This is a genomic window from Methylobacterium guangdongense, assembly GCF_038442355.1.
In the GTDB taxonomy this organism is placed as follows: domain Bacteria; phylum Pseudomonadota; class Alphaproteobacteria; order Rhizobiales; family Beijerinckiaceae; genus Methylobacterium; species Methylobacterium guangdongense.
The window spans coordinates 48,041-68,693 of record NZ_JBBXMX010000018.1 but is presented as its reverse complement, the minus strand read 5'-3'; the positions used below and the strand labels follow the sequence as shown (position 1 = coordinate 68,693).

The 20,653-nt window shown below is 69.9% G+C and carries 20 protein-coding genes; 12 read left to right on the top strand and 8 right to left on the bottom strand.

Going from position 1 to position 20,653, the window contains the following annotated elements; genetic code table 11:
* Positions 1-34: 34 nt before the first annotated feature.
* From AAHG09_RS25255 to AAHG09_RS25230, 6 genes are all read right to left on the bottom strand, one after another.
* Positions 35-472, bottom strand: coding sequence for a hypothetical protein (locus AAHG09_RS25255; RefSeq protein WP_342110250.1), 438 nt, complete (start codon positions 470-472; stop codon positions 35-37).
* A gap of 14 nt (positions 473-486) precedes the next feature.
* Complete coding sequence (locus AAHG09_RS25250) at positions 487-1,266, bottom strand: enoyl-CoA hydratase (protein ID WP_342110249.1); 780 nt, start codon at positions 1,264-1,266, stop codon at positions 487-489.
* Positions 1,263-2,156 carry a 3-hydroxyisobutyrate dehydrogenase gene (gene mmsB / locus AAHG09_RS25245; protein WP_342110248.1) on the bottom strand — a complete coding sequence of 298 codons (894 nt, stop codon included), beginning with the start codon at positions 2,154-2,156 and terminating at the stop codon, positions 1,263-1,265. The genes AAHG09_RS25250 and mmsB overlap by 4 nt, the downstream gene beginning before the upstream one ends.
* Positions 2,157-2,390: 234 nt before the next feature.
* A complete protein-coding gene (locus tag AAHG09_RS25240) occupies positions 2,391-3,452 on the bottom strand; it encodes an enoyl-CoA hydratase/isomerase family protein (RefSeq protein ID WP_342110247.1) in 1,062 nt (353 codons plus the stop codon).
* On the bottom strand, positions 3,449-4,594 hold the full coding sequence (locus AAHG09_RS25235) for an isobutyryl-CoA dehydrogenase (RefSeq protein ID WP_342110246.1): 1,146 nt from the start codon (positions 4,592-4,594) through the stop codon (positions 3,449-3,451). The genes AAHG09_RS25240 and AAHG09_RS25235 overlap by 4 nt, the downstream gene beginning before the upstream one ends.
* 207 nt (positions 4,595-4,801) lie before the next feature.
* Positions 4,802-6,298 carry a CoA-acylating methylmalonate-semialdehyde dehydrogenase gene (locus AAHG09_RS25230; RefSeq protein ID WP_342110245.1) on the bottom strand — a complete coding sequence of 499 codons (1,497 nt, stop codon included), beginning with the start codon at positions 6,296-6,298 and terminating at the stop codon, positions 4,802-4,804.
* 116 nt (positions 6,299-6,414) lie between these two features.
* On the opposite strand from AAHG09_RS25230, the gene AAHG09_RS25225 reads away from it, so the two are divergent.
* From AAHG09_RS25225 to AAHG09_RS25215, 3 genes are all read left to right on the top strand, one after another.
* Positions 6,415-7,359, top strand: a complete 945-nt coding sequence (locus tag AAHG09_RS25225; RefSeq protein ID WP_342110244.1) for a LysR family transcriptional regulator — start codon at positions 6,415-6,417, stop codon at positions 7,357-7,359.
* 51 nt (positions 7,360-7,410) lie between these two features.
* Complete coding sequence (locus AAHG09_RS25220; protein ID WP_342110243.1) at positions 7,411-8,574, top strand: iron-containing alcohol dehydrogenase; 1,164 nt, start codon at positions 7,411-7,413, stop codon at positions 8,572-8,574.
* Between the two features lie 78 nt (positions 8,575-8,652).
* Positions 8,653-8,814, top strand: coding sequence for a hypothetical protein (locus tag AAHG09_RS25215; protein WP_342110242.1), 162 nt, complete (start codon positions 8,653-8,655; stop codon positions 8,812-8,814).
* Positions 8,815-9,011: 197 nt separating this feature from the next.
* On the opposite strand, the gene AAHG09_RS25210 is transcribed toward AAHG09_RS25215, so the two are convergent.
* Entirely contained in the window at positions 9,012-10,256 is a 1,245-nt protein-coding gene (locus AAHG09_RS25210; RefSeq protein WP_412760088.1) for an ABC transporter substrate-binding protein, read from the bottom strand.
* A gap of 269 nt (positions 10,257-10,525) precedes the next feature.
* Between AAHG09_RS25210 and cpaB the strand changes: the two genes are divergently transcribed.
* From cpaB to AAHG09_RS25175, 7 genes are all read left to right on the top strand, one after another.
* Entirely contained in the window at positions 10,526-11,335 is an 810-nt protein-coding gene (gene cpaB / locus AAHG09_RS25205; protein WP_342110241.1) for a Flp pilus assembly protein CpaB, read from the top strand.
* 5 nt (positions 11,336-11,340) lie between these two features.
* Positions 11,341-12,879 carry a type II and III secretion system protein family protein gene (locus AAHG09_RS25200; RefSeq protein WP_342110283.1) on the top strand — a complete coding sequence of 513 codons (1,539 nt, stop codon included), beginning with the start codon at positions 11,341-11,343 and terminating at the stop codon, positions 12,877-12,879.
* A 20-nt stretch (positions 12,880-12,899) separates the two neighbouring features.
* Positions 12,900-13,658 carry a CpaD family pilus assembly protein gene (locus AAHG09_RS25195; protein ID WP_342110240.1) on the top strand — a complete coding sequence of 253 codons (759 nt, stop codon included), beginning with the start codon at positions 12,900-12,902 and terminating at the stop codon, positions 13,656-13,658.
* A 67-nt stretch (positions 13,659-13,725) separates the two neighbouring features.
* Positions 13,726-15,003, top strand: coding sequence for an AAA family ATPase (locus tag AAHG09_RS25190; RefSeq protein WP_342110239.1), 1,278 nt, complete (start codon positions 13,726-13,728; stop codon positions 15,001-15,003).
* Positions 15,004-15,033: 30 nt separating this feature from the next.
* Complete coding sequence (locus tag AAHG09_RS25185; protein ID WP_342110238.1) at positions 15,034-16,476, top strand: CpaF family protein; 1,443 nt, start codon at positions 15,034-15,036, stop codon at positions 16,474-16,476.
* Between the two features lie 3 nt (positions 16,477-16,479).
* On the top strand, positions 16,480-17,472 hold the full coding sequence (locus AAHG09_RS25180; RefSeq protein WP_342110237.1) for a type II secretion system F family protein: 993 nt from the start codon (positions 16,480-16,482) through the stop codon (positions 17,470-17,472).
* A gap of 46 nt (positions 17,473-17,518) precedes the next feature.
* A complete protein-coding gene (locus tag AAHG09_RS25175) occupies positions 17,519-18,496 on the top strand; it encodes a type II secretion system F family protein (RefSeq protein WP_342110236.1) in 978 nt (325 codons plus the stop codon).
* A 21-nt stretch (positions 18,497-18,517) separates the two neighbouring features.
* Here the strand turns inward: AAHG09_RS25175 and AAHG09_RS25170 are convergent, their stop codons facing one another.
* Complete coding sequence (locus AAHG09_RS25170; protein WP_342110235.1) at positions 18,518-18,751, bottom strand: GcrA family cell cycle regulator; 234 nt, start codon at positions 18,749-18,751, stop codon at positions 18,518-18,520.
* 472 nt (positions 18,752-19,223) lie between these two features.
* Between AAHG09_RS25170 and sseA the strand changes: the two genes are divergently transcribed.
* Both sseA and AAHG09_RS25160 read left to right on the top strand, forming a co-directional pair.
* Positions 19,224-20,069 carry a 3-mercaptopyruvate sulfurtransferase gene (gene sseA / locus AAHG09_RS25165; RefSeq protein WP_342110234.1) on the top strand — a complete coding sequence of 282 codons (846 nt, stop codon included), beginning with the start codon at positions 19,224-19,226 and terminating at the stop codon, positions 20,067-20,069.
* A gap of 111 nt (positions 20,070-20,180) precedes the next feature.
* Positions 20,181-20,648, top strand: coding sequence for a hypothetical protein (locus AAHG09_RS25160; RefSeq protein ID WP_342110233.1), 468 nt, complete (start codon positions 20,181-20,183; stop codon positions 20,646-20,648).
* The last annotated feature ends 5 nt before the right edge of the window (positions 20,649-20,653 follow it).

The window sequence follows — 20,653 nt, the reverse complement described above, 5'->3', positions numbered from 1 at the left end:
CCTCCTCGTCGTTGCCTCTCCTGTCCCGGCTTCTTCAGGCCGGGATCAGGTCCTCGCCGGCTTCGCCGCGCCCGAGGCGCTGGACCATGCCGGCGTGGAAGTCACGGATCTGCCCGGCAATCGCCCCGACGCTGCGGCCGTTGCGGGTAAAATCGTCGGCGTTCAGCGCGATCAGGCCAGCCGTGTAGCCGGCTTCGTTGTGTTCGAACGGGTCGGCATAGAGCCACGTCCACCAGTCCCGCGCGGGGATCAGGCTGGCCCCCGGCTTGACCCGCAGGGCAGCCAGGAAGCGAAAATGGCGCGCCAACTCCTTCCACCAGACCGCCCGCGTCTCCGGCGCCACCTCGAAGGCCAGCAACTTCACCAAGTGCTCGTTGATGGTCTCCTCGCGGCCCCGCGCCTTCTGGGCGACGATCGCGCGGGGGAAGGCCATCTCGAACCGGTGTTCCGAATCGTGGTCCAGGACATCCATGGCCTTCTGCCCATTCAGGTGTTCTCGAACCGGGGCGGCCGCTTCTCCACGAAGGCGGCCATGCCCTCCTTCTGATCCTTGGTGGCGAACATGGCATGGAAGACCCGCCGCTCGAAGCGGATGCCCTCGGCGAGCGTCGTCTCGTAGGCGCGGTTGACCGCCTCCTTGGTCATCATGGCGATCGGCAGCGACATCGACCCGATCGTCTCGGCCGCCTTCAGGGCCTCGTCGAGGAGCTGGTCGGCGGCGATGACGCGGGAGACGAGGCCGGCGCGCTCCGCCTCGGCGGCGTCCATCATCCGGCCGGTGAGGCACATCTCCATGGCCTTCGCCTTCCCCACGAAGCGGGTCAGCCGCTGGCTGCCGCCGATCCCCGGCATCACGCCGAGCTTGATTTCCGGCTGGCCGAACTGCGCCGTGTCGGCGGCCAGGATGATGTCGCACATCATGGCGAGCTCGCAGCCGCCGCCGAGCGCGTAGCCCGCCACCGCCGCGATGATCGGCTTGCGGACGGCGGTGAACCGCTCCCAGTCGCCGAACCGGTCGCCCGCGTACATCTCGGCGTAGGTGGCGTGCTGCATCTCCTTGATGTCGGCGCCGGCCGCGAAGGCCTTGGCGGAGCCGGTCAGCACGATGCAGCCGATCTCCGGATCGGCATCCGCCTCGGTCGCCGCCCGGATCACCTCCCGGGTGAGCTGGAGATTGATGGCGTTGAGCGCCTTCGGCCGGTTCAGCGTGATCAGCCGGACGCGGCCGCGCGTCTCCGTCAGGATCGTCTCGTATGGGTCGCTCACGACTCGCCTCCCTGCCCGCGGAGCATACGGATGATCGCGGAAAAGTCCTCTCCCCCGTGGCCGGCGCCCTCGAACAGGCCATAGATCTGTGCGGCTTCGGCGCCGAGCGGCGTCGCGGCGCCGGAGGCGAGGGCTGCGGCCTGGGCGAGCCGGAGGTCCTTGAGCATGAGGGCGGCGGCGAAGCCCGGCTTGTAGCCGTTGTTGGCCGGCGAGGTCGGCACCGGGCCCGGCACCGGGCAATAGGTGGTCAGCGACCAGCACTGGCCCGAGGAGACCGAGGCCACGTCGTAGAGCGCCTGATGCGACAGGCCGAGCTTTTCGCCGAGCGCGAAGGCCTCGCTGACGCCGATCATCGAGATGCCGAGGATCATGTTGTTGCAGATCTTGGCCGCCTGCCCGGCGCCGGCATCGCCGCAATGGAACACGTTCTTGCCCATCGCCTTCAGCAGGGGCTCGGCCTTGGCGAAGGCGGCGTCCGTGCCGCCGGCCATGAAGGTCAGCGTGCCGGCCTTCGCGCCCCCGGTTCCGCCGGAGACCGGCGCGTCGACCGACAGGCAGCCCCGGGCCTCCGCGAGGGCGTGGGCCTTGCGGGCGCTCTCGACATCGACGGTCGAGGAATCGATCAGCAGGGTGCCGGCCGGCAGCGCCTCGGCGAGCTGGGTCCAGACCTCGATCACGTGCCGCCCGGCGGGCAGCATGGTGATCACGACATCCGCGCCCTCGACCGAGGCCAGGGCCGAGTCCGCCACTGCAATGCCGCCTGCGCGGGCCGTCTCCAGCGAGGCCGGCACCAGATCGAAGCCGCGCACCGTATGGCCGGCCTTCACAAGGTTGGCCGCCATGGGGCCGCCCATGTTGCCGAGACCGATGAACCCGATGGTCTGCGCCATCCAACCCTCCCTTGTTATCTTCGCCGCGCTCACCATGACGGCCCGCCATGGCGGTCGGGGTGAGCGCGACGCGCCCCCTCTCCCGTGCGGGAGAGGGTTGGGGTGAGGGATACGCCCTCTCCGGAAAAACTTGGTCCCTCACCCTGTCCCTCTCCCGCACGGGAGAGGGGACCTACGCTCCGACAAGGACTAAGGGCGCTGCCTTAGAGCGGGGCCAGGGCGAGCAGCCTCACCTCACACCGCCCCCGTGCGCGCGTCCGAGAATACCGGCTCCGCCCGCTTCTCCAGCCAGCGGGCGATCCGCGCGGGATCGACGTCATCGAGGCGTGCGGGGTTCCAGCGCGGGTTCTTGTCCTTGTCGATCACCGCGGCGCGGATGCCCTCGCGCAGATCGCCCTCCGCCAGGACGGCCAGCGACGCGTGGAACTCGCGCTCCAGGCAGGCTTCCAGGTTCGGGGAGGCGCGGCCGAGGCGCAGCAGGTAGAGCGTCAGGACGAGGCTCGTCGGCGCCTTGGTCAGCAGGGTTTTCCGCGTCGCCGCCGCGAAATCCGAGCCGTCGGCGGCCAGCGCCGACAGGATCTCGTCCACCATGTCGAAGGTGAAGCAGCGGTCGATCACCTCCCGATGCGCGGCCAGCGGCGCCGGTCCGGGATCCTGCGCGAGGCGCGCGATCAGGTCCCGCACGCCCGCATCCCCGGCATCCGGCGGGAGCGCCGCGAGGGCGTCGATCAGGTCGGGGAGCGCCACGGTGGGCACAAGCGCATCGGCGAAGGTGCAGAAAATCGCGTCGGCGGCGCCCATCGGCTCGCCGGTGAGGCCGAGATAGGTGCCGACCTCGCCCGGGGCGCGGGGCAGCAGCCACGTGCCGCCGACATCCGGAAAGTAGCCGATGCCGGTCTCCGGCATGGCGACGCGGGAACGCTCGGTGACGATCCGGTGGGCGGCATGGCCTGCGAGCCCGACGCCGCCGCCCATGGTGATGCCGTCCATCACCGCGACGAACGGCTTCTCGTACTGGGCGATGCGCGCATCCAGCCGGTACTCGTCCCGCCAAAACCGTTCGGCTTCGACGAGGTCGGTGCTGTCGTACAGGGTGCGCAGATCACCGCCGGCGCAGAGGCCGCGCTCGCCCTCGCCGGTGAGCAGCACCGCGGCGATGCCGGGATCGGCCGAGAACTGATCGAGCGCCCGGTCGATTGCGCCGACCATCCCGTGGGTCAGGGCGTTCAGCGCCTTCGGCCGGTCGAGCCGCAGGCGCCCGAGGGCGCCGACGCGCTCGACGATCACATCGCTCATCGGCGGCCCCCGGTCAGCCCGCGGGCGATGATCACCCGCATGATCTCGTTCGTCCCTTCCAGGATCTGGTGGACACGCAGGTCCCGCACGATCTTCTCGACGCCGTACTCGGCGAGGTAGCCGTAGCCGCCGTGCAGCTGCAGCGCCTGATTGGCGATCTCGAAGGCGGCATCGGTGACATGGCGCTTGGCCATGGCGCAGAGCTGCGTGGCCGCCGGATCCTTGGCGTCCAGCGCGGCGGCTGCGTGGCGCAGGAAGGTGCGCGACACCTCCAGGCTGGTCGCCATGTCGGCGAGGCGGAACTGCAGCGCCTGGAAGTCGGTGAGCTTCGCCCCGAAGGCGCGCCGGTCGCCCATATAGGCGAGCGCCTTGTCGAGGGCCGCCTGCGCGCCGCCGAGCGAGCAGGCCGCGATGTTGAGCCGCCCACCGTCGAGCCCGCTCATGGCGATCTTGAAACCCTGGCCCTCGGCGCCGAGGCGGTTCTCCACCGGCACCCGGCAGCCATCGAAGCGCACCGCGCGGGTCGGCTGGGCGTTCCAGCCCATCTTGCGCTCGTCGGCCCCGAAGGACAGGCCGGGCGTGCCCTTCTCGACCACGATCGCCGAGATGCCCGACGGGCCGGCCTCGCCGGTGCGGACCATGCAGACGTAGAGGTCGCTGGCGCCGGCGCCCGAGATGAACTGCTTCTCGCCGGTGAGAACGTAATGGTCGCCGTCGCGCTCGGCGCGGGTGCGGAGCGCCGCCGCGTCGGAGCCCGATCCCGGCTCGGTGAGGCAGTAGCTGGCGATGCGCTCCATCCCCATGAGCGAGGGCAGCCAGCGCTGGCGCTGGGCTTCGTCGCCGTAGGCGTCGATCATCCAGGCGCACATGTTGTGGATCGACAGGAACGCCGCCACGGTCGGGCAGCCGGTGCTCAGCGCCTCGAAGATCAGGGTCGCGTCGAGGCGCGACAGGCCGGAGCCGCCGACATCCTCGCGGACATAGATGCCGGCCATGCCCAAAGCGGCCGCTTCCCGCAGGGTCCCCACGGGAAACGTCTTGTCGCGGTCCCAGTCGAGGGCGTGGGGGGCGATGTGCTCGGCCGCGAAGCCGAGAGCCATCTCGCGGATCGCGGTGCGGTCCTCATCGAGCCCGAAACGCATGGGCGTGGCTCCAAAGGTCAGACGGGCGGTGTCCCTCCCCCCTCTGCGGGGGAGGGTGGCCCCCGAAGGGGGTCGGGAGAGGGGAGCGACGCGTCCGGACAGGGCGCAACCGGCATGAAGCTCAATGCCTGGTTCTGCACCGTCGCTCCCCTCTCCCGCCCTGCATCCGCAGGGCACCCTCCCCCGCAGAGGGGGGAGGGTTTTGGCTTACCGCATCGTCGGGATGGAGAACTCCGCCCCGCTCTTGATGCCGCTCGGCCAGCGCTGCGTCACGGTCTTGGTCTTCGTGTAGAAGCGGATCGAATCCGGTCCGTGCTGGTTCAGGTCGCCGAAGCCCGAGCGCTTCCAGCCGCCGAACGTGTGGTAGGCGATCGGAACCGGGATCGGCACGTTCACGCCGACCATGCCGACGTTGACCCGGGCGGTGAAGTCGCGGGCCGCGTCGCCGTCCTGGGTGAAGATCGCGACGCCGTTGCCGTACTGGTGGGTCGAGGGCAGCGCCAGCGCCTCCTCGTAATCCTTGGCGCGCACCACCGAGAGCACGGGGCCGAAGATCTCCTCCTTGTAGATCGTCATGTCGGGGGTCACGCGGTCGAACAGCGAGCCGCCCATGTAGAAGCCGTTCTCGTAGCCCTGGAGCTTGAAGCCGCGGCCGTCGACGGCGAGCTGCGCGCCCTCGGCGACGCCCTTGTCGATGTAGCTTTTTACGCGTTCTACCGCCTCGGCGGTGACCAGCGGGCCGTAATCGGCCGAGCCGTCATGCGACGGGCCGATCTTGAGCGACTCCACCCGCGGGATCAGCTTCTCCATCAGCCGGTCGGCGGTCTTCTCGCCCACCGGCACCGCCACCGAGATCGCCATGCAGCGCTCGCCGGCCGAGCCGTAGCCGGCGCCGATCAGCGCATCGACCGCCTGGCCCATATCGGCGTCGGGCATGATGATCATGTGGTTCTTGGCGCCGCCGAAGCACTGGGCGCGCTTCCCCGTCTCGGCGGCGCGCACGTAGATGTACTCGGCGATGTGCGAGGAGCCGACGAAGCCCACCGCCTTGATGTCCTCGTCGTCGAGGATCGCGTCGACCGACTCCTTGTCGCCGTTGACGACGTTGAGGATTCCCGGCGGCAGGCCCGCCTCCAGGAAGATCTCGGCGATGCGGATCGGCACGCTCGGGTCGCGCTCGGACGGCTTCAGGATGAAGGCGTTGCCGCACGCAATGGCCGGGGCGCATTTCCACAGCGGGATCATCGCCGGGAAGTTGAACGGCGTGATGCCGGCTACCACGCCCAGCGGCTGGCGCAGCGAATAGACGTCGATGCCGGGGCCGGCGCCCTCGGTGTACTCGCCCTTGAGCAGGTGCGGGATGCCGCAGGCGAACTCCACGACCTCGACGCCGCGCTGGATGTCGCCCTTGGCGTCCGGCACCGTCTTGCCGTGCTCGGAGGCCAGCAGCTCGGCCAGCGCATCGTTCTCGCCACGGATGAGTTCGAGGAAGCGCATCATCACCCGGGCGCGCTTCTGCGGGTTCGTGGCCGCCCAGGCCGGCTGAGCCGCCTTGGCGTTCTCGACGGCGGCGCGCATCTCGGCCTTGCTGGCCAGCGCGACCTTGGCCTGGACCTCGCCGGTCGAGGGATGGAACACGTCGGCGAACCGACCGCTCTCGCCGCCGACGTTCCGGCCGCCGATGTAATGCCCGATCGTGCGCATGCGCGCCTCCCTGTGATGTGGCGTATGATTTTGGCGCACCCTAACAGGATCGCTTGAGCGATAAAGCCGGATGCGCTTACAGCCGCTGTGCATCGATGCACAGCGGGAGTGCGGCCATGGCCAGGATCGGGCCGAACTGGGACGATCTGCGCTACTTCCTCGCGGTCGCGCGCACCGGCACGCTCAGCGCCGCCGCCGCGCGGCTCGGCACCGAGCACACGACGGTCGGCCGGCGGATCCGCGCCCTGGAGGATGGCCTCGGCGCCCGCCTGTTCCATCGCAGCAACGTGGGCTACGCGCTCTCCGAGGATGGCGCGAGCCTGCTCGGCGTCGCCGAGGCGATGGAGAGCGCGTTCCTCTCGGCGAGCGCCGCGACGGGGGCGGCCCAGACGGTCTCCGGCACGGTGCGGATCGGCGCGCCGGACGGGTTCGGCAGCGTCTTCCTCGCCCCGCGCATGCATCGGCTGACCGCACGGCATCCGGGGCTGGAGGTCGAGATCATGGCGACCGCCCGGATCTTCAGCCTGTCCAAGCGCGAGGCCGACATCGTCATCAGCCTGTCCGGGCCGCAGCAGGCCCGGGTGGTGGCGCGCCGGCTCACCGATTACCGGCTGTTCGTCTACGCGGCCGAGTCCTACCGCGCCGCTGCGGCGCCGATCACCGAGGTCGCGGATCTCTCGGCGCACCCCTTCGTCGGCTACATCGAGGACATGCTGTTCACGCGCGAGCTGAACTACCTGGGCGCCCTTGGGCCGCCGCTCAGCGCCCGGCTGCGCTCGACCAATCTCCTGGCCCAGGTCCACGCGACGCGCGCCGGGGCCGGCCTGTGCGTCCTGCCGGCCTTCATCGCGGCGGCCCATCCCGGGCTGGTGCCGGTGCTGCCCGAGCAGGTCTCGCTGACGCGCGCGTTCCACATGCACATCCACGAGGACCACCGGAAGGCGGCCCATATCCGTGCGGTCGCGACCTTCATCGCCGCCGAGGTCGAGGCGGCGGCCGGGCTGTTCGCCGGGCCGGCGATGTCAGCACCGGCGGTTTCGCCGGATCCGGCGGCGCCTTAAGATCGCGCGAACCCGGCCGATCGGAACAGGCGCCGGGTCGGAGGACACATCATGGTCGCCTCGATCGCCCTGCCCCGGCTGATGCGCGTCGGCGCCGGCGCCTCGCGGCTCCTGCCGGAGGTGCTCGCCCAGCTCGGCCTGTCGCGCCCCTTCGTGGTGACCGACCCCTACCTCGCCGGCAGCGGCCAGGTGGAGCGGCTCACCGAACGGCTCTCGGGCGCCGGCACGCAGGCCACCGTGTTCGCCGACACGGTGCCCGACCCGACCGTGGCCTCCGTGGAGGCGGCGCTCGCCGCGCTCAAGGCCGGCGACTTCGACTGCGTGGTCGGCTTCGGCGGCGGCAGCCCGATGGACACCGCCAAGGCGGTTGCCGTGCTCGCCCGCCACGGCGGCCACATGCGCGACTACAAGGCGCCCCGCCAGCAGGACGAGCCCGGCCTGCCGATCGTAGCGATCCCCACCACCGCCGGCACCGGCTCGGAGGCGACGCGCTTCACCATCGTGACCGACGAGACCTCCGACGAGAAGATGCTCTGCATCGGCCTCGCCTACCTGCCGGTGGCGGCTCTGGTCGATTACGAGCTGACGCTGACCAAGCCCAAGCGGCTCACCGCCGATACCGGCATCGATGCGCTGACCCATGCGATCGAGGCCTACGTGTCGCGCAAGTCGAACCTGTTCTCGGACGGGCTGGCGCTCCAGGCGATGAAGCTGATCGCCCCGAACCTGCGCCGGGTCTGGACCGATCCCGGCGACCGGGCGGCCCGCGAGGCGATGATGCTCGGCGCGACCCAGGCCGGCATCGCCTTCTCGAATTCCTCCGTGGCGCTGGTCCACGGGATGAGCCGGCCGATCGGCGCGCATTTCCACGTGGCGCACGGGCTGTCGAACGCGATGCTGCTGCCGGCGGTCACGTCGTTCTCGGCGCCGGCCGCCATCGACCGCTACGCGGCCTGCGCGCGGGCCATCGGGGTCGCCAAGCCGGAGGCCGACGATAGGTCCGCCGCCGCCGCCCTGGTGGCGGAACTGGAAGCGCTCAACGACGACCTCGACGTCCCCGGTCCCAAGGAATACGGGATCGACTCGGCCCGCTGGGAGGCGCTGCTCCCCACCATGGCGGCCCAGGCGCTGGCCTCCGGGTCGCCGGCCAACAACCCGGTCGAGCCCAGCGCCGAGGAGATCGTGGCGCTGTATCGGCGCGTCTGGGCGGCGTGAGCGAGCGAGCAGGATCGGGCAAACCGGCAATCGACCCCTGTTGTCGTTACGTCTGAGCTACAACAGGGGCTGGAAGCCATGGCGGCCGATACGGTGGTCCGTGCGTACATCGATGCCGCCACGAAGGACCTTGCACCGAACGCGACGACGCGCGCGGCCCTCGCGGAACTCGAGGCGGAGAAGGGCGAGCGCTTCGTCGATGTCGATGCCCTGATGGCCGACCTGAATGCGGACGATTGAATGGTCCACCCGGTTCAGCAGGGACCTCAATCGGAGGGTATCCAACCCTCATCCTCATCCTGAGGTGACCGCGTCAGCGGGCGTCGAAGGAGGGCTCCAGGGATCGCGAGACTTCTGGAGGGCTCCTTCGAGGCCTGCGCTGCGCTCCGGCGCCTCAGGATGAGGTGGAGGGTTGGATCGATTTTGTCGGCCCGGCCCTACTTCGCCGCCGTCAGCGGACAACCGCTCTCGGTCGGCGAGGCGAAGGCTTCCTTGCCGGGGATGGTCGAGATCAGCTTGTAGAGATCCCACTCGCCCTTCGACTCGGCCGGCTTCTTGACTTCGAACAGGTACATGTCGTGCACCATGAGCCCGTCGGGCTGCACGACGCCGCCATGGGCGAAGACGTCGTCCACCGGCAGCGCCTTGAGCTTGGCGTTGACCGCGTCGGTCTCGTCGGTGCCGGCCGCCTTCACGGCCTTCAGGTAGGACAGGACCGCCGAGTAGGTGCCGGCCTGGATCATGTTGGGCATCCGGCCGGTGCGCTTCATGTAGCGCTGGCCGAAGGCGCGGGTCTCGTCGTTGGCGTCCCAGTACCAGCCCTCGGTGAGCGTCAGGCCCTGGGCCACCTTCAGGCCGAGTCCGTGAACCTCCGACAGGGTGAACAGCAAAGCCGCGAGCTTCTGGCCGCCCTCGACGATGCCGTATTCGGCCGCCTGCTTGATCGCGTTCGAAGTGTCGAGCCCGGCATTGGCGAGCCCGATCACCTTGGCCTTCGAGCCCTGGGCCTGGAGCAGGAACGAGGAGAAATCCTGGTTCGAGAGCGGGTGCCGGACGCTGCCCACCACCTTGCCGCCGTTGGCGATCACCACCTTGCTGGTGTCGGCCTCCAGCGCCGAGCCGAACGCGTAATCGGCCGTGAGGAAGAACCACGTGTTGCCGCCCGCCCGGGTCAGCGCGCCGCCCGTGCCCACCGCCAGCGCCCGCGTGTCGAAGGCCCAGTGGTAGCCGTAGGGCGTGCAGGCCTTGCCGGTGAGGTCGCTGCTCGCCGCCCCCGTGGTGATGGTGATCTTCTTCTTCTCCTTGGACAGGCCCTGGACCGCCAGCGCCACCGAGGAGGTGGTCAGCTCCATGATCGCGTCGACGCCGTCCCGGTCGTACCATTGCCGGGCGATCGCCGAGGCGATGTCGGGCTTGTTCTGGTGGTCGGCCGTGAGGATCTCGATCGGCACGCTGCCGATCTTGCCGCCCATATCCTCCACCGCCATGCGGGCGGCCTCGACCGAGCCCTGGCCGCCATACTCGGCGTAGAGGCCGGACTGGTCGTTGAGGACGCCGATGCGCACCGCGTTGCCGGAAAATGCGTCCGTGCCGCCCTGCGCGGCGGCCCCGCCGGCCATCCCCGCCAGTGTTGTCCCCGCAAGCGCCGCCGCCAGCACCGCACTGCCGAATGTCTTGATCATGTCTCCCCCCGATTCACCCGGGCGCCCGCTTCTGAGGCGGTTCCGGATGCAAAATAGATCACGCAGCCGTGGGACACCACGGCCAAGCTGCACCGTTTGCTGAAGGATCGCGCCGGTTGTGATGCGCGGCCGCGACGGGGCTCGGCCAATGTCCGTTTCCGGACCGTCAGGGCGGCGGGGTTATTAAACCTTAACCATAATTACACGATTCCCCGCGCAGATTCCGGTCATGAACGGCAATTCGGCCGTCTCCGGCGCGTGGCCATGCGATGAAACCAGCCCGTCTCGCCGTCCTCGGCATCGCCCTCGCGGCGGGCAGCGGAGCGGCCTTCCTGATGAGCGGCGGCGATCCGGCCCCACCGCCGACGCCGATGAAGGTCGAGGCCCCGCCGGTGCCGATGACCGACGTGCTGGTGGCCGCCACCGACATGCCCATGGGCCAGGTGCTGCGCCCCGCGGACCTGCGCTGGCAGCCCTGGCCGGACAATGCCGTCAATTCCGGTTTCGTGACCCGCAAGGCCAACCCGAAGGGCCTGGAGGAGACCGCGGGTGCCTCGGCCCGCTCGGGCTTCCTGGCGGGCGAGCCGATCCGCGCGCAGAAGCTCGTGCGCCCGGAGAGCGGCTTCATGGCGGCGATCCTGCCATCCGGCCAGCGCGCGGTCGCGATCACGACCGACAGCCGCGGCACCAACTCGGCCGGCGGCTTCATCCTGCCCAACGACCACGTCGATGTGATCCGCACCTTCCACAAGATCAGCCGAACGAACGGCGAGAACCGCGACGTCCAGATCTCGCAGACGATCCTGACCGACATCCGCGTCCTGGCGATCGGCCAGCTGATCCAGGAAAAGAACGGCACCAACGTCGTCACCGGCGAGACCGCGACGCTGGCGGTCACCCCCGCCCAGGCCGAGACCCTGACGCTCGCCGGCAAGGACGGCGCGCTGTCGCTGTCGCTGCGCAGCCTGGCCGATGCCGGCCAGCCCACCGAAATCAATCCCTCCGACTCGCTCCAGTCGCAGACCGATCCCGCACTGACCGTGGTGCGCTTCGGAGTCGCGCGGCAGCAGACGCCGTGACCGCCATGATCGCTCCGCTGCCCCTCGCCCGCCCGACCCGGGTCCTCGCGCTGCTGGCCGCCCTGGCGGCGCCCGCCGCCGCGCAGGAGCGCCCGATCCACGGCCCGGCGCCGGTCCTGACGGTCGGCGCCGCCGAATCCGCCTCGACCCGCCGCGTCGAGCTGACCGCCGGCCGGTCCGTGATCGTGGACCTGCCGCGGGACGCCAAGGAGGTGTTCGTCGCCAATCCCGCGGTGGCCAACGCCGTGGTCCGCTCGACCCGGAAGGTCTTCGTGATCGGCATGGCCGACGGCGCGACCTCGATCTTCATCATGGATGCCGAGGGCCGCCAGATCGCCGCCCTCGACGTGACCGTCGCCCGCGACCTCAATCTCGGGACGCTGCGCGAGCTGCTCAACCAGAGCATCCCGGGCGGGCGGTTCGACGTGCGCTCCTCCGGGGCCTCGGTGCTGCTGTCGGGCTCGGTCAATTCCTCGGCGGATGCCCAGCAGGCGATCGACATCGCCAACGCCTTCGTGGGGCTTGGCAGCTCCGGTGCCGCGGGGGCCGCGGGGGGTGCGAGCGGCGGCGTCGCGGCCGGCGCCCGCGGTGCGGTGATCAACAATCTGACGATCCGCAACAAGGATCAGGTGATGCTGCGCGTCACCGTGGTCGAGGTGTCGCGCAACGTCCTGAAGCAGTTCGGCATCAACCTGAACGGCAACTGGTCGGCGCTGAACCCGCTCGGCAACGCCACCAATATCCCGTCGCTGAACAATCAGCTGCCCTTCCCGATCACCGGTGGGACGACGCCGACCGGCAACCAGATCCAGGCCTCGGTGCGGGCCGGGGGCTTCTCGCTCCAGGCGACGCTCAAGGCCTTCGAGCAGGCCGGGGTCTCGCGCGTCCTCGCGGAGCCGACGCTGACGGCGATCTCCGGCGAGGCCGCCAAGTTCCTGGCCGGCGGCGAGTTCCCGGTTCCCTCGGCGGCGTCGAGCTGCGTCGGCGGCATCTGCTCGGCCCCCGGCATCACGTTCAAGCCCTACGGCGTCGCCCTGAGCTTCACGCCGGTGGTGCTGGCCGACAACCGCATCTCGATCCGCGTCGCCACCGACGTGACCGAGATCGATCCCACGACCAGCTTCAACTACACCAACGACGGCGTCACCACCGCCATCCCGGGCACGCGGGTCCGCCGCTCGGAGACCACGGTCGAATTGCCCTCCGGCGGCGTGATGATGACTGCCGGCCTGATCCAGCAGGTGAACAAGCAGGCGATCTCCGGCCTGCCCGGCCTGATCAACCTGCCGATCCTCGGCGCCCTGTTCCGCTCCCGGGACTACCAGCGCATGGAGACCGAGCTGATGATCATGGTCACCCCGTACATCGCCCGGGCGATGGAGCCGAAGCAGGTCAGCCGGCCCGACGACAACTTCGTCGACTCCACCGACGGCCAGGCCGTGCTGCTCGGCCAGATCAACCGCCTGTACGGCAAGGTCGCCCCCACCGGCGCGGCCCCGCTCGGGCACACCAGTCGCGGCCGCGTCGGCTTCATCGTCGAGTAGCGCCTTCCAGGATCGGATCGATGATCGGACGCCACCCGCCCCTCCGGCCGGCTACCCAGCCGCACCGCCTTGCCCCCCTGTTCGCCGCCTGCGCGCTCGGCGCCCTCGCGGCCGGCTGCAACAGCCAGCCGGTCGCCACCACCGGGGCGATCGAGGTCGCGGACTACCGGGTCCGGCACCCGATCGTCCTGACCGACGGCACCCGCAGCCTCGACGTGTTCCCCACGGGCGTCGGTCATCTCGATCCCCGCCAGACCGCCGATGTCGACGCCTTCATGCTGGAATTCCGCCGGTACGGGCGTGGAACCCTGCTGATGGAGGTCCCCCGCGGCGGACCGCCGGCCCAGGCCGCGTCCGCCGAGCGCACCGCGGCCGCCCTGACCCGCCTGGCCGCGCAGGACCGGGTGAGCCCCCGCGAGATCGCCGTCACCCCCTACGCCGTGACGGCCCCGAGCCTCGCCGCGCCGGTCCGCCTGAGCTTCCAGCGCATGCAGGCCAAGGTTTCCGACGCGTGCGGGCTCTGGCCCCAGGAGACGGGGACCAGCAACTTCGCGTTCGACTACAGCAATCGCCCGATGTGGAACCTCGGCTGCGCCACGCAGACCGCCGTGGCCGCCCAGGTCGCCGACCCCGTCGATCTCGTGCGCGGCCGGCCCGAGGGCCGGATCGATACGGTCAAGCGGGTCCGGGACATTGGCCAGTTGCGCGAAGGCAAGGATCCATCAACCACATGGCGGCAAGATGGGCAGACCGACGTGAAATCTCAGGTCGGCCGATAGGCTGGCCGACACGGCCACCTCATTTAACCCGACGCCGCACCCCGAACGCGAACCTGAAAGTGCCGTCATGGCAGACCTGTCCGAGACAGCCGAGCGCACGATCGCCCCGGTGCCCCGGATCACCATCCAGGCGTTCTGCGAGACCAGCGAGACCGCCGCGATGATCGAGGGGGCGGCCCTCGACCGGCGCATGCAGAAGGCGCAGGTCAAGGTCCGCATGGGTGGCGGCGCCGCCGCCATCGAGGCTTACCGGCACGCGCCGACGCCGAACGTCATCGTCATCGAGACCCAGGGGCCGCGCTCGAAGCCGCTCGAATGCCTCGATGCCCTGGCCGAGGTCTGTGACGAGGGCACCCGCGTCCTCGTGATCGGCCACCTCAACGACGTGGTCCTCTACCGGCAGCTGATCCAGCGCGGGGTGTCCGACTACCTGATGGCGCCGGTCGATCCGCTGACCCTGATCGCGGCGATCTCCGACCTGTTCACCGCCCCGGGCGTCAAGCCGGTCGGCCGCACGGTGGCGGTCTACGGGGTGAAGGGCGGGATCGGCGCCTCCACGGTGGCGCACAATTTCGCCTGGTCGGTCGCCCGCAACCAGGGCATGCAGACGGTGATCGCCGATCTCGACATCGCCTTCGGGACCGCCTCGCTCAACTTCAACCAGGACCCGCCCCAGGGCATCGCCGAGGCGGTGTTCGCCCCCGAGCGCCTGGATTCGGCGCTGGTCGAGCGGCTGCTGTCGAAGTGCAGCGACACGCTGAGCCTGCTCTCGGCGCCGGCGAGCCTCGACCGCACGATCGACCTGTCCGAGCCGGCCTTCGACGCCCTGATCGAGTACCTGCGGGCGAGCGTGCCCTGCGTGGTGCTCGACGTGCCGCACCAGTGGAACGCGTGGTCGAAGCGCGTCCTCACGGCGGCCGACGAGATCCTGATCGTCGCGGGCCCCGACCTCGCCAGCCTGCGCAACGCCAAGAACATCCTCGGCGCGCTCAAGCACGGGCGCCCGAACGATGCCCCGCCACGGATCCTGCTCAATGGCGTCGGGGTGCCGAAGCGCCCCGAGATCGGCACGCCGGAATTCGCCAAGACCCTGGAGGCCCCGGTCGCGCTGACCATCCCGTTCGAGCCGGCCCTGTTCGGCACGGCCGCCAACAACGGTCAGATGATCGCCGAGATCCAGGCCGGGTCGAAGGTGGCGGAGCTGTTCAACGACCTCGCCGCCCTGACCCTCGGACGCCCGGAGACCCGGCGCAGCGGGCGCACGAGCCTGCTGGAGCCGCTGCTGGCGCGCTTCGCCGGCACGAAGCTCGGCGGCATCAAGCTCGTCGGCGGGAAGGCCTCGTGATGCGGCCCGACCGCGCCCCGGAACCGGCCCATGTTCGGTAGACGCCAGATCGCCGGCGCAGCGCCCGCCCCCGCGCCGCTCCAGAAGACGCAGGCTGCGCCGCCGCCGGCCGCGGCCCCGCGCGATACCGCGCCACCCCCGCGACGGTCGGAACCGGCCACCCCGGTGGTGGTCGAGGCCGCGCGATCGGAGGATTACTACCGCACCAAGAGCCTGATCTTCGGCGCCCTGATCGAGGCGATCGACCTGACGCAGCTCTCGCGGCTCGATTCCGAGACCGCCCGCGAGGAGATCCGCGACATCGTCACGGAGATCATCGGGCTCAAGAACATCGTCCTGTCGATCGCCGAGCAGGAGGAGCTGCTCGACGACATCTGCAACGACGTGCTGGGCTACGGCCCGCTGGAGCCGCTGCTCGCCCGCGACGACATCGCCGACATCATGGTCAACGGCGCCAACCGGACCTTCATCGAGGTCAACGGCAAGATCCAGCTGACCAGCGTCCGGTTCCGCGACAACCAGCAGCTGATGAACATCTGCCAGCGGATCGTCAGCCAGGTCGGCCGGCGCGTCGACGACGCCTCGCCGATCTGCGACGCGCGCCTGCCGGACGGGTCCCGCGTCAACGTCATCGCGCCGCCGCTCGCCATCGACGGCCCGGCGCTCACCATCCGTAAGTTCAAGAAGGACAAGCTCACCCTGGAGCAGCTCGTGCGCTTCGGGGCGATCTCGCCCGAGGGCGCGGAGGTGCTGAAGATCATCGGCCAGTCGCGCTGCAACGTGGTCATCTCGGGCGGCACGGGCTCGGGCAAGACCACGCTGCTCAACTGCCTCACCGCCTTCATCGAGCACGACGAGCGGGTCATCACCTGCGAGGACGCGGCGGAGCTCCAGCTCCAGCAGCCGCACGTCGTCCGCCTGGAGACGCGTCCCCCCAACATGGAGGGCCAGGGCCAGGTCACGATGCGCGACCTCGTCAAGAACTGCCTGCGCATGCGGCCCGAGCGGATCATCGTCGGCGAGGTGCGCGGACCCGAGGCCTTCGACCTGCTGCAGGCGATGAACACGGGCCACGACGGCTCGATGGGCACGCTCCACGCCAACAGCCCGCGCGAGTGCCTGTCGCGTATCGAGTCGATGATCTCGATGGGTGGCTTCACCCTGCCCTCGAAAACCCTGCGCGAGATGATCTGCGGCTCGATCGACGTGGTGATCCAGGCGATGCGCCTGCGCGACGGCTCCCGGCGGATCACCCACATCACCGAGGTGCTCGGCATGGAGGGCGACGTCATCACCACGCAGGACGTCTTCCTCTACGACATCGTCGGGGAGGACGCGAACGGCCGGCTGGTCGGGCGCCACCGCTCGACCGGGATCGGCCGACCGAAATTCTGGGAGCGCGCCCGCTATTACGGCCTGGAGCGCCGGCTCGGCGAGGCGCTCGACGCCGCCGAGGTCGTCGATCGGAGCTGAGGCATGCCCAATCTCGCCGCCCTCGGCGCCTCGAACCTGCCGATCGTCGCGGGCCTCATCGGCATCGCGGTGGCGGCCATCGCCTACGTGGCGGTCCTGCCCCTGCTCGACGGCGATCGCCGGGCCAACAAGCGGCTGAAGGCGATCGGCGTCAACCCGACCGGAGCGGCCCTGCGGGGCGTGGCGGTCAACCGCCGCGAGCAGGTCGCCAAGACGCTGAGCGAGATCGAGGCGAAGGCCAAGGGTGCCTCCAAGGCCTCGGTGGAGCTGAAGCTCGCCCGCGCCGGCCTCGATTGGACGAAGAAGACGTTCTACATGATGTCGGCCGTCAGTGCCGTCGTCCTGGGGCTGCTGATCTTCGTGGTCACCGAAAGCCCGATCGCGGGTCTCGGCGCCGCCTTCGCGGGGGGCTTCGGCCTGCCGGCCTGGCTGCTGCGCCGCCTGCGGCTCAAGCGGATCGCCAAGTTCAACAAGGAATTGCCCAACGCCGTCGACGTGGTGGTGCGCGGCATCCGCACCGGCATCCCGGTCGGCGACTGCTTCCGCATGGTCTCCCGCGAGGCCGAGGAGCCGGTCCGCAGCGAGTTCCGGACCGTGGTGGAGACCCAGGCGCTCGGCCTGTCGCTGGGCGACGCGGTGACCCGCCTGTTCGAGCGGGTGCCGACGCCCGAGGTCAACTTCTTCGTGATCGTGATCAACATCCAGCAGCAATCGGGCGGCAACCTGTCGGAGGCGCTGAACAACCTCTCCACGGTGCTGCGCGACCGGGCCAAGATGCGCGGCAAGATCCAGGCGATGAGCATGGAGGCCAAGGCCTCGGCCTCGATCATCGCCTGCCTGCCCTTCGGGGTCGCGGGCATCACCACCCTGACGAGCCCCGACTACATCTCGCTGCTCTGGACGACCGATATCGGCAAGATCGCCCTGGTGGTCGCGGCGATCTGGATGTCGATCGGGGTCTTCACCATCAAGAAGATGATCGCCTTCGAATTCTGACGGCGGGCCGTCAGGCCAGCCGCCCGCCCGTCCCGGATCCGGTCCCATGATCGACGACATCGCCGCGAAGCTGTTCGACCCCCGGTTCATGGGGACGGCGCTGACCGCCATCGCGGCGGCCGCGACCGCCTTCGCGGTGGCGCAGCCGTTCTTCGAGACCGACAAGCTCGAGAAGCGGATGAAGCTCGTGGGCGACGAGCGCGAGCAGATCCGGCGGCGCGAGCGCGCGAAGGGAGCCCAGCCCACGACCCGGGGCACGCTGCGCGTCGAGCCCAAGGCCTACATGAAGTCGATCGTCGAGCGGTATCAGCTGCAGCGCTGGCTCGCCACCGACACGGCCAAGCGCAAGCTGATGCAGGCGGGCTATCGCGGCCAGGGCGCGGAGACCGCCTTCCTATTCTTCCGCCTCGTCGTGCCGGTCGCCTCGGTGATCGGCGCGCTGTTCTACCTGTTCGTGCTGGAGGCGGTCGACGCTTCGTACCTCGTGCGGCTCGGGCTCGTGATCGGCGCCGCCTATGCCGGCATCAAGGCGCCGGAGCTGTTCCTGGTCAACGCCGCCAAGAAGCGGCAGACCGAGATCCGCAAGGCGTGGCCGGACGCCCTCGACCTGACCCTGATCTGCGTCGAGTCCGGTATGGCGATCGAGCACGCCTTCCGGCGGGTGAGCACCGAGATCGCCACCTCGTCGGTGGTGCTGGCCGAGGAACTCGCGCTGATGACCGCCGAGATGTCGTTCCTGCCGGATCGGCGTCAGGCTTACGAGAATCTGGTGCTGCGCACGGGGCTCGACCCCGTGAAGGCGGTAGCGACCGCCCTGATCCAGGCCGAGCGTTACGGCACGCCGGTCGGGCAGGCCCTTCGGGTGCTCGCTCAGGAGAGCCGCGACCACCGCATGACCGAGGCCGAGAAGAAGGCGGCCGGTCTGCCGCCCAAGCTGACCGTGCCGATGATCCTGTTCTTCCTGCCGGTGCTGTTCGTCGTCATCATCACCCCGGCCGTCATCCAGATCATGCGGACCCAGTGACGATCGGGGATGACACCCCGTTCAGCGGATGCGGCCGGGACGGGTCGGCTCGAACACGATCCGGCGGTGATAGGCGCACCAGCTCTTGCCGTCGGCGGCGGGCGCGCCGCAACAGATCGCCCGGTCGTTCGGCTCGCCGATGATGTACTTGCACACGAAGGCCCCGGACTGCGCGAAGGGCACGCGCAGATCGGCCGACGGCTCCTTGACGGTCTCGGCATCGCCGATCTGGGACATGCGAACGAGTTGATTCATGGTGTCGATCGGCTCAATAATCTTCCTGCTCGGTGGGACCCGAGGGCCCCGGCAGACACGAGGGTGGAACACCGATCCGGCAGCGACCCACGGGGTCGGCTCGCCCGTGGCCGGCCGCGTTGACCGACGCGATCGGCGTCATCTTGTTGTCGTAACTGGGGTTACAGCAATTTAAAACAAGACCAGCCTGCACACGCTGCATCGGAGCACGGTGCAGGATGCGTAGCTAGCTGCCGTAACGCCGGTTCGATTGGCATTCGCCAAGCTGACGAAACGGCGTGATCTCTTACACGCGATCCCCGCCTCGGCGTGCAAGCCGGAACGACCTGTGGTTTGGTGCGGGCTCCCGCGACGAGGGCCGTGCCCGATCCCAACGCGATCGGGTACGGCCCTCCGTCACTCCCTTGACGCGCTCTCCTGCGCCGAGCCGGTGTCCACCTCGGCTGAGAGCGCTCCAGTGCCGGACCCGCCCATGGCCCACGCGCCCCTCGTCTCGCCCGATTGGCTGCACGACCGCCTCACCGCCCCCGACCTCGTAATCCTCGATGCCTCCTGGTATCTGCCGGCCGCCGGCCGTGATCCCGAGGCCGAGTTCCGCGCTGCTCACATCCCCGGCGCCCGACGCTTCGACCTCGACGCCATGAGCGACACCGAGTCGAGCCTGCCGCACATGCTGCCGCGCCCCGAGGTGTTCGCCGCGCGGATGCGGGCCCTCGGCGTCGGCGACGGCCAGCAGATCGTGGTCTACGACGGGATGGGCCTGTTCTCGGCACCGCGGGTCTGGTGGATGCTCAAGGCCTTCGGGGTGCGCGATGCCCTCGTGCTGGATGGCGGATTGCCGGCCTGGATCGCAGCCGGCCATCCCACCGAGGAGGGTGAGCCTCAGCCCCGCGAGCGCCGGCACTTCACCGCCCGGCTCGATCACGGCGCGGTGGCGGATGCGGATGACGTCGCCCGCGCCCTGGCGAGCGGCTCGGCCCAGGTGGTGGATGCGCGCTCAGGCACGCGGTTCCGCGGCGAGGAGCCGGAGCCGCGCCCCGGCGTCCGCCCCGGCCACATGCCGGGTGCCTGCAACCTGCACTACGCGGCGCTGCAACGCGACGGCCGGATGAAGAGCCCGGAGGAGCTCGCCACCGTCTTCGCGGAGAACGGCGTCGATCCGGACCGGCCGATCGTGACGACCTGCGGCTCCGGCGTGACCGCGGCGATCATCGCGCTGGCCCTGGAGACGATGGGCCGGCCGGCGCGCGGCCTCTACGACGGCTCGTGGTCGGAATGGGGCGCCGATCCGAACCGGGCGGTGGCGACCGGGGCTTAACCGTTCCCGCGCGCCGGCGTTTGGCGGGCGACGATCAGACCGCCTTGAACGCGACATGGTCCAATCCGATATATCGAAAGCGCCTCGGCTGGGCGCTCTACGGAGAAGATCATGCCGCATCACGACACCGAGGCCCTGTCGGGCACCATTCAGCACGTCTTCGCGCACCGCTTCACCCTCAAGGCGGACGGGACAACCCATCTGGCCGATCTCGGCCCCAAGGGTGCGGAGGCGTTCCCGCTCGCATCCGGCCTGCGCGTCAGCCTGGAGGGCGAGCGCCGCCCTTCGGAGATCAAGGTCACGCGGATCGCCGCCGAGGGCCGGGAGCCGGTGCTGATCCAGCACAAGAAGCCCCACCACCCGGCGCGGCCGGACGTTCCGGCCGATCCCGCTCAGGCCCTCGCGGCGGCCGCCGCCAGCGGCTGGACGGTAACCGACATGCCACGCCGGAAGCCCAAGCATTTTGAGCTTCTGGCGCACCGGGGCGATGACGTCGCCACGGAACTGCACGTCGATTTCGCCGGCGCGATCTACAAGCAGAAGCCGGCCGACCCCGCCAAGTGGGCCGCGCAGGCCTAGGTCTC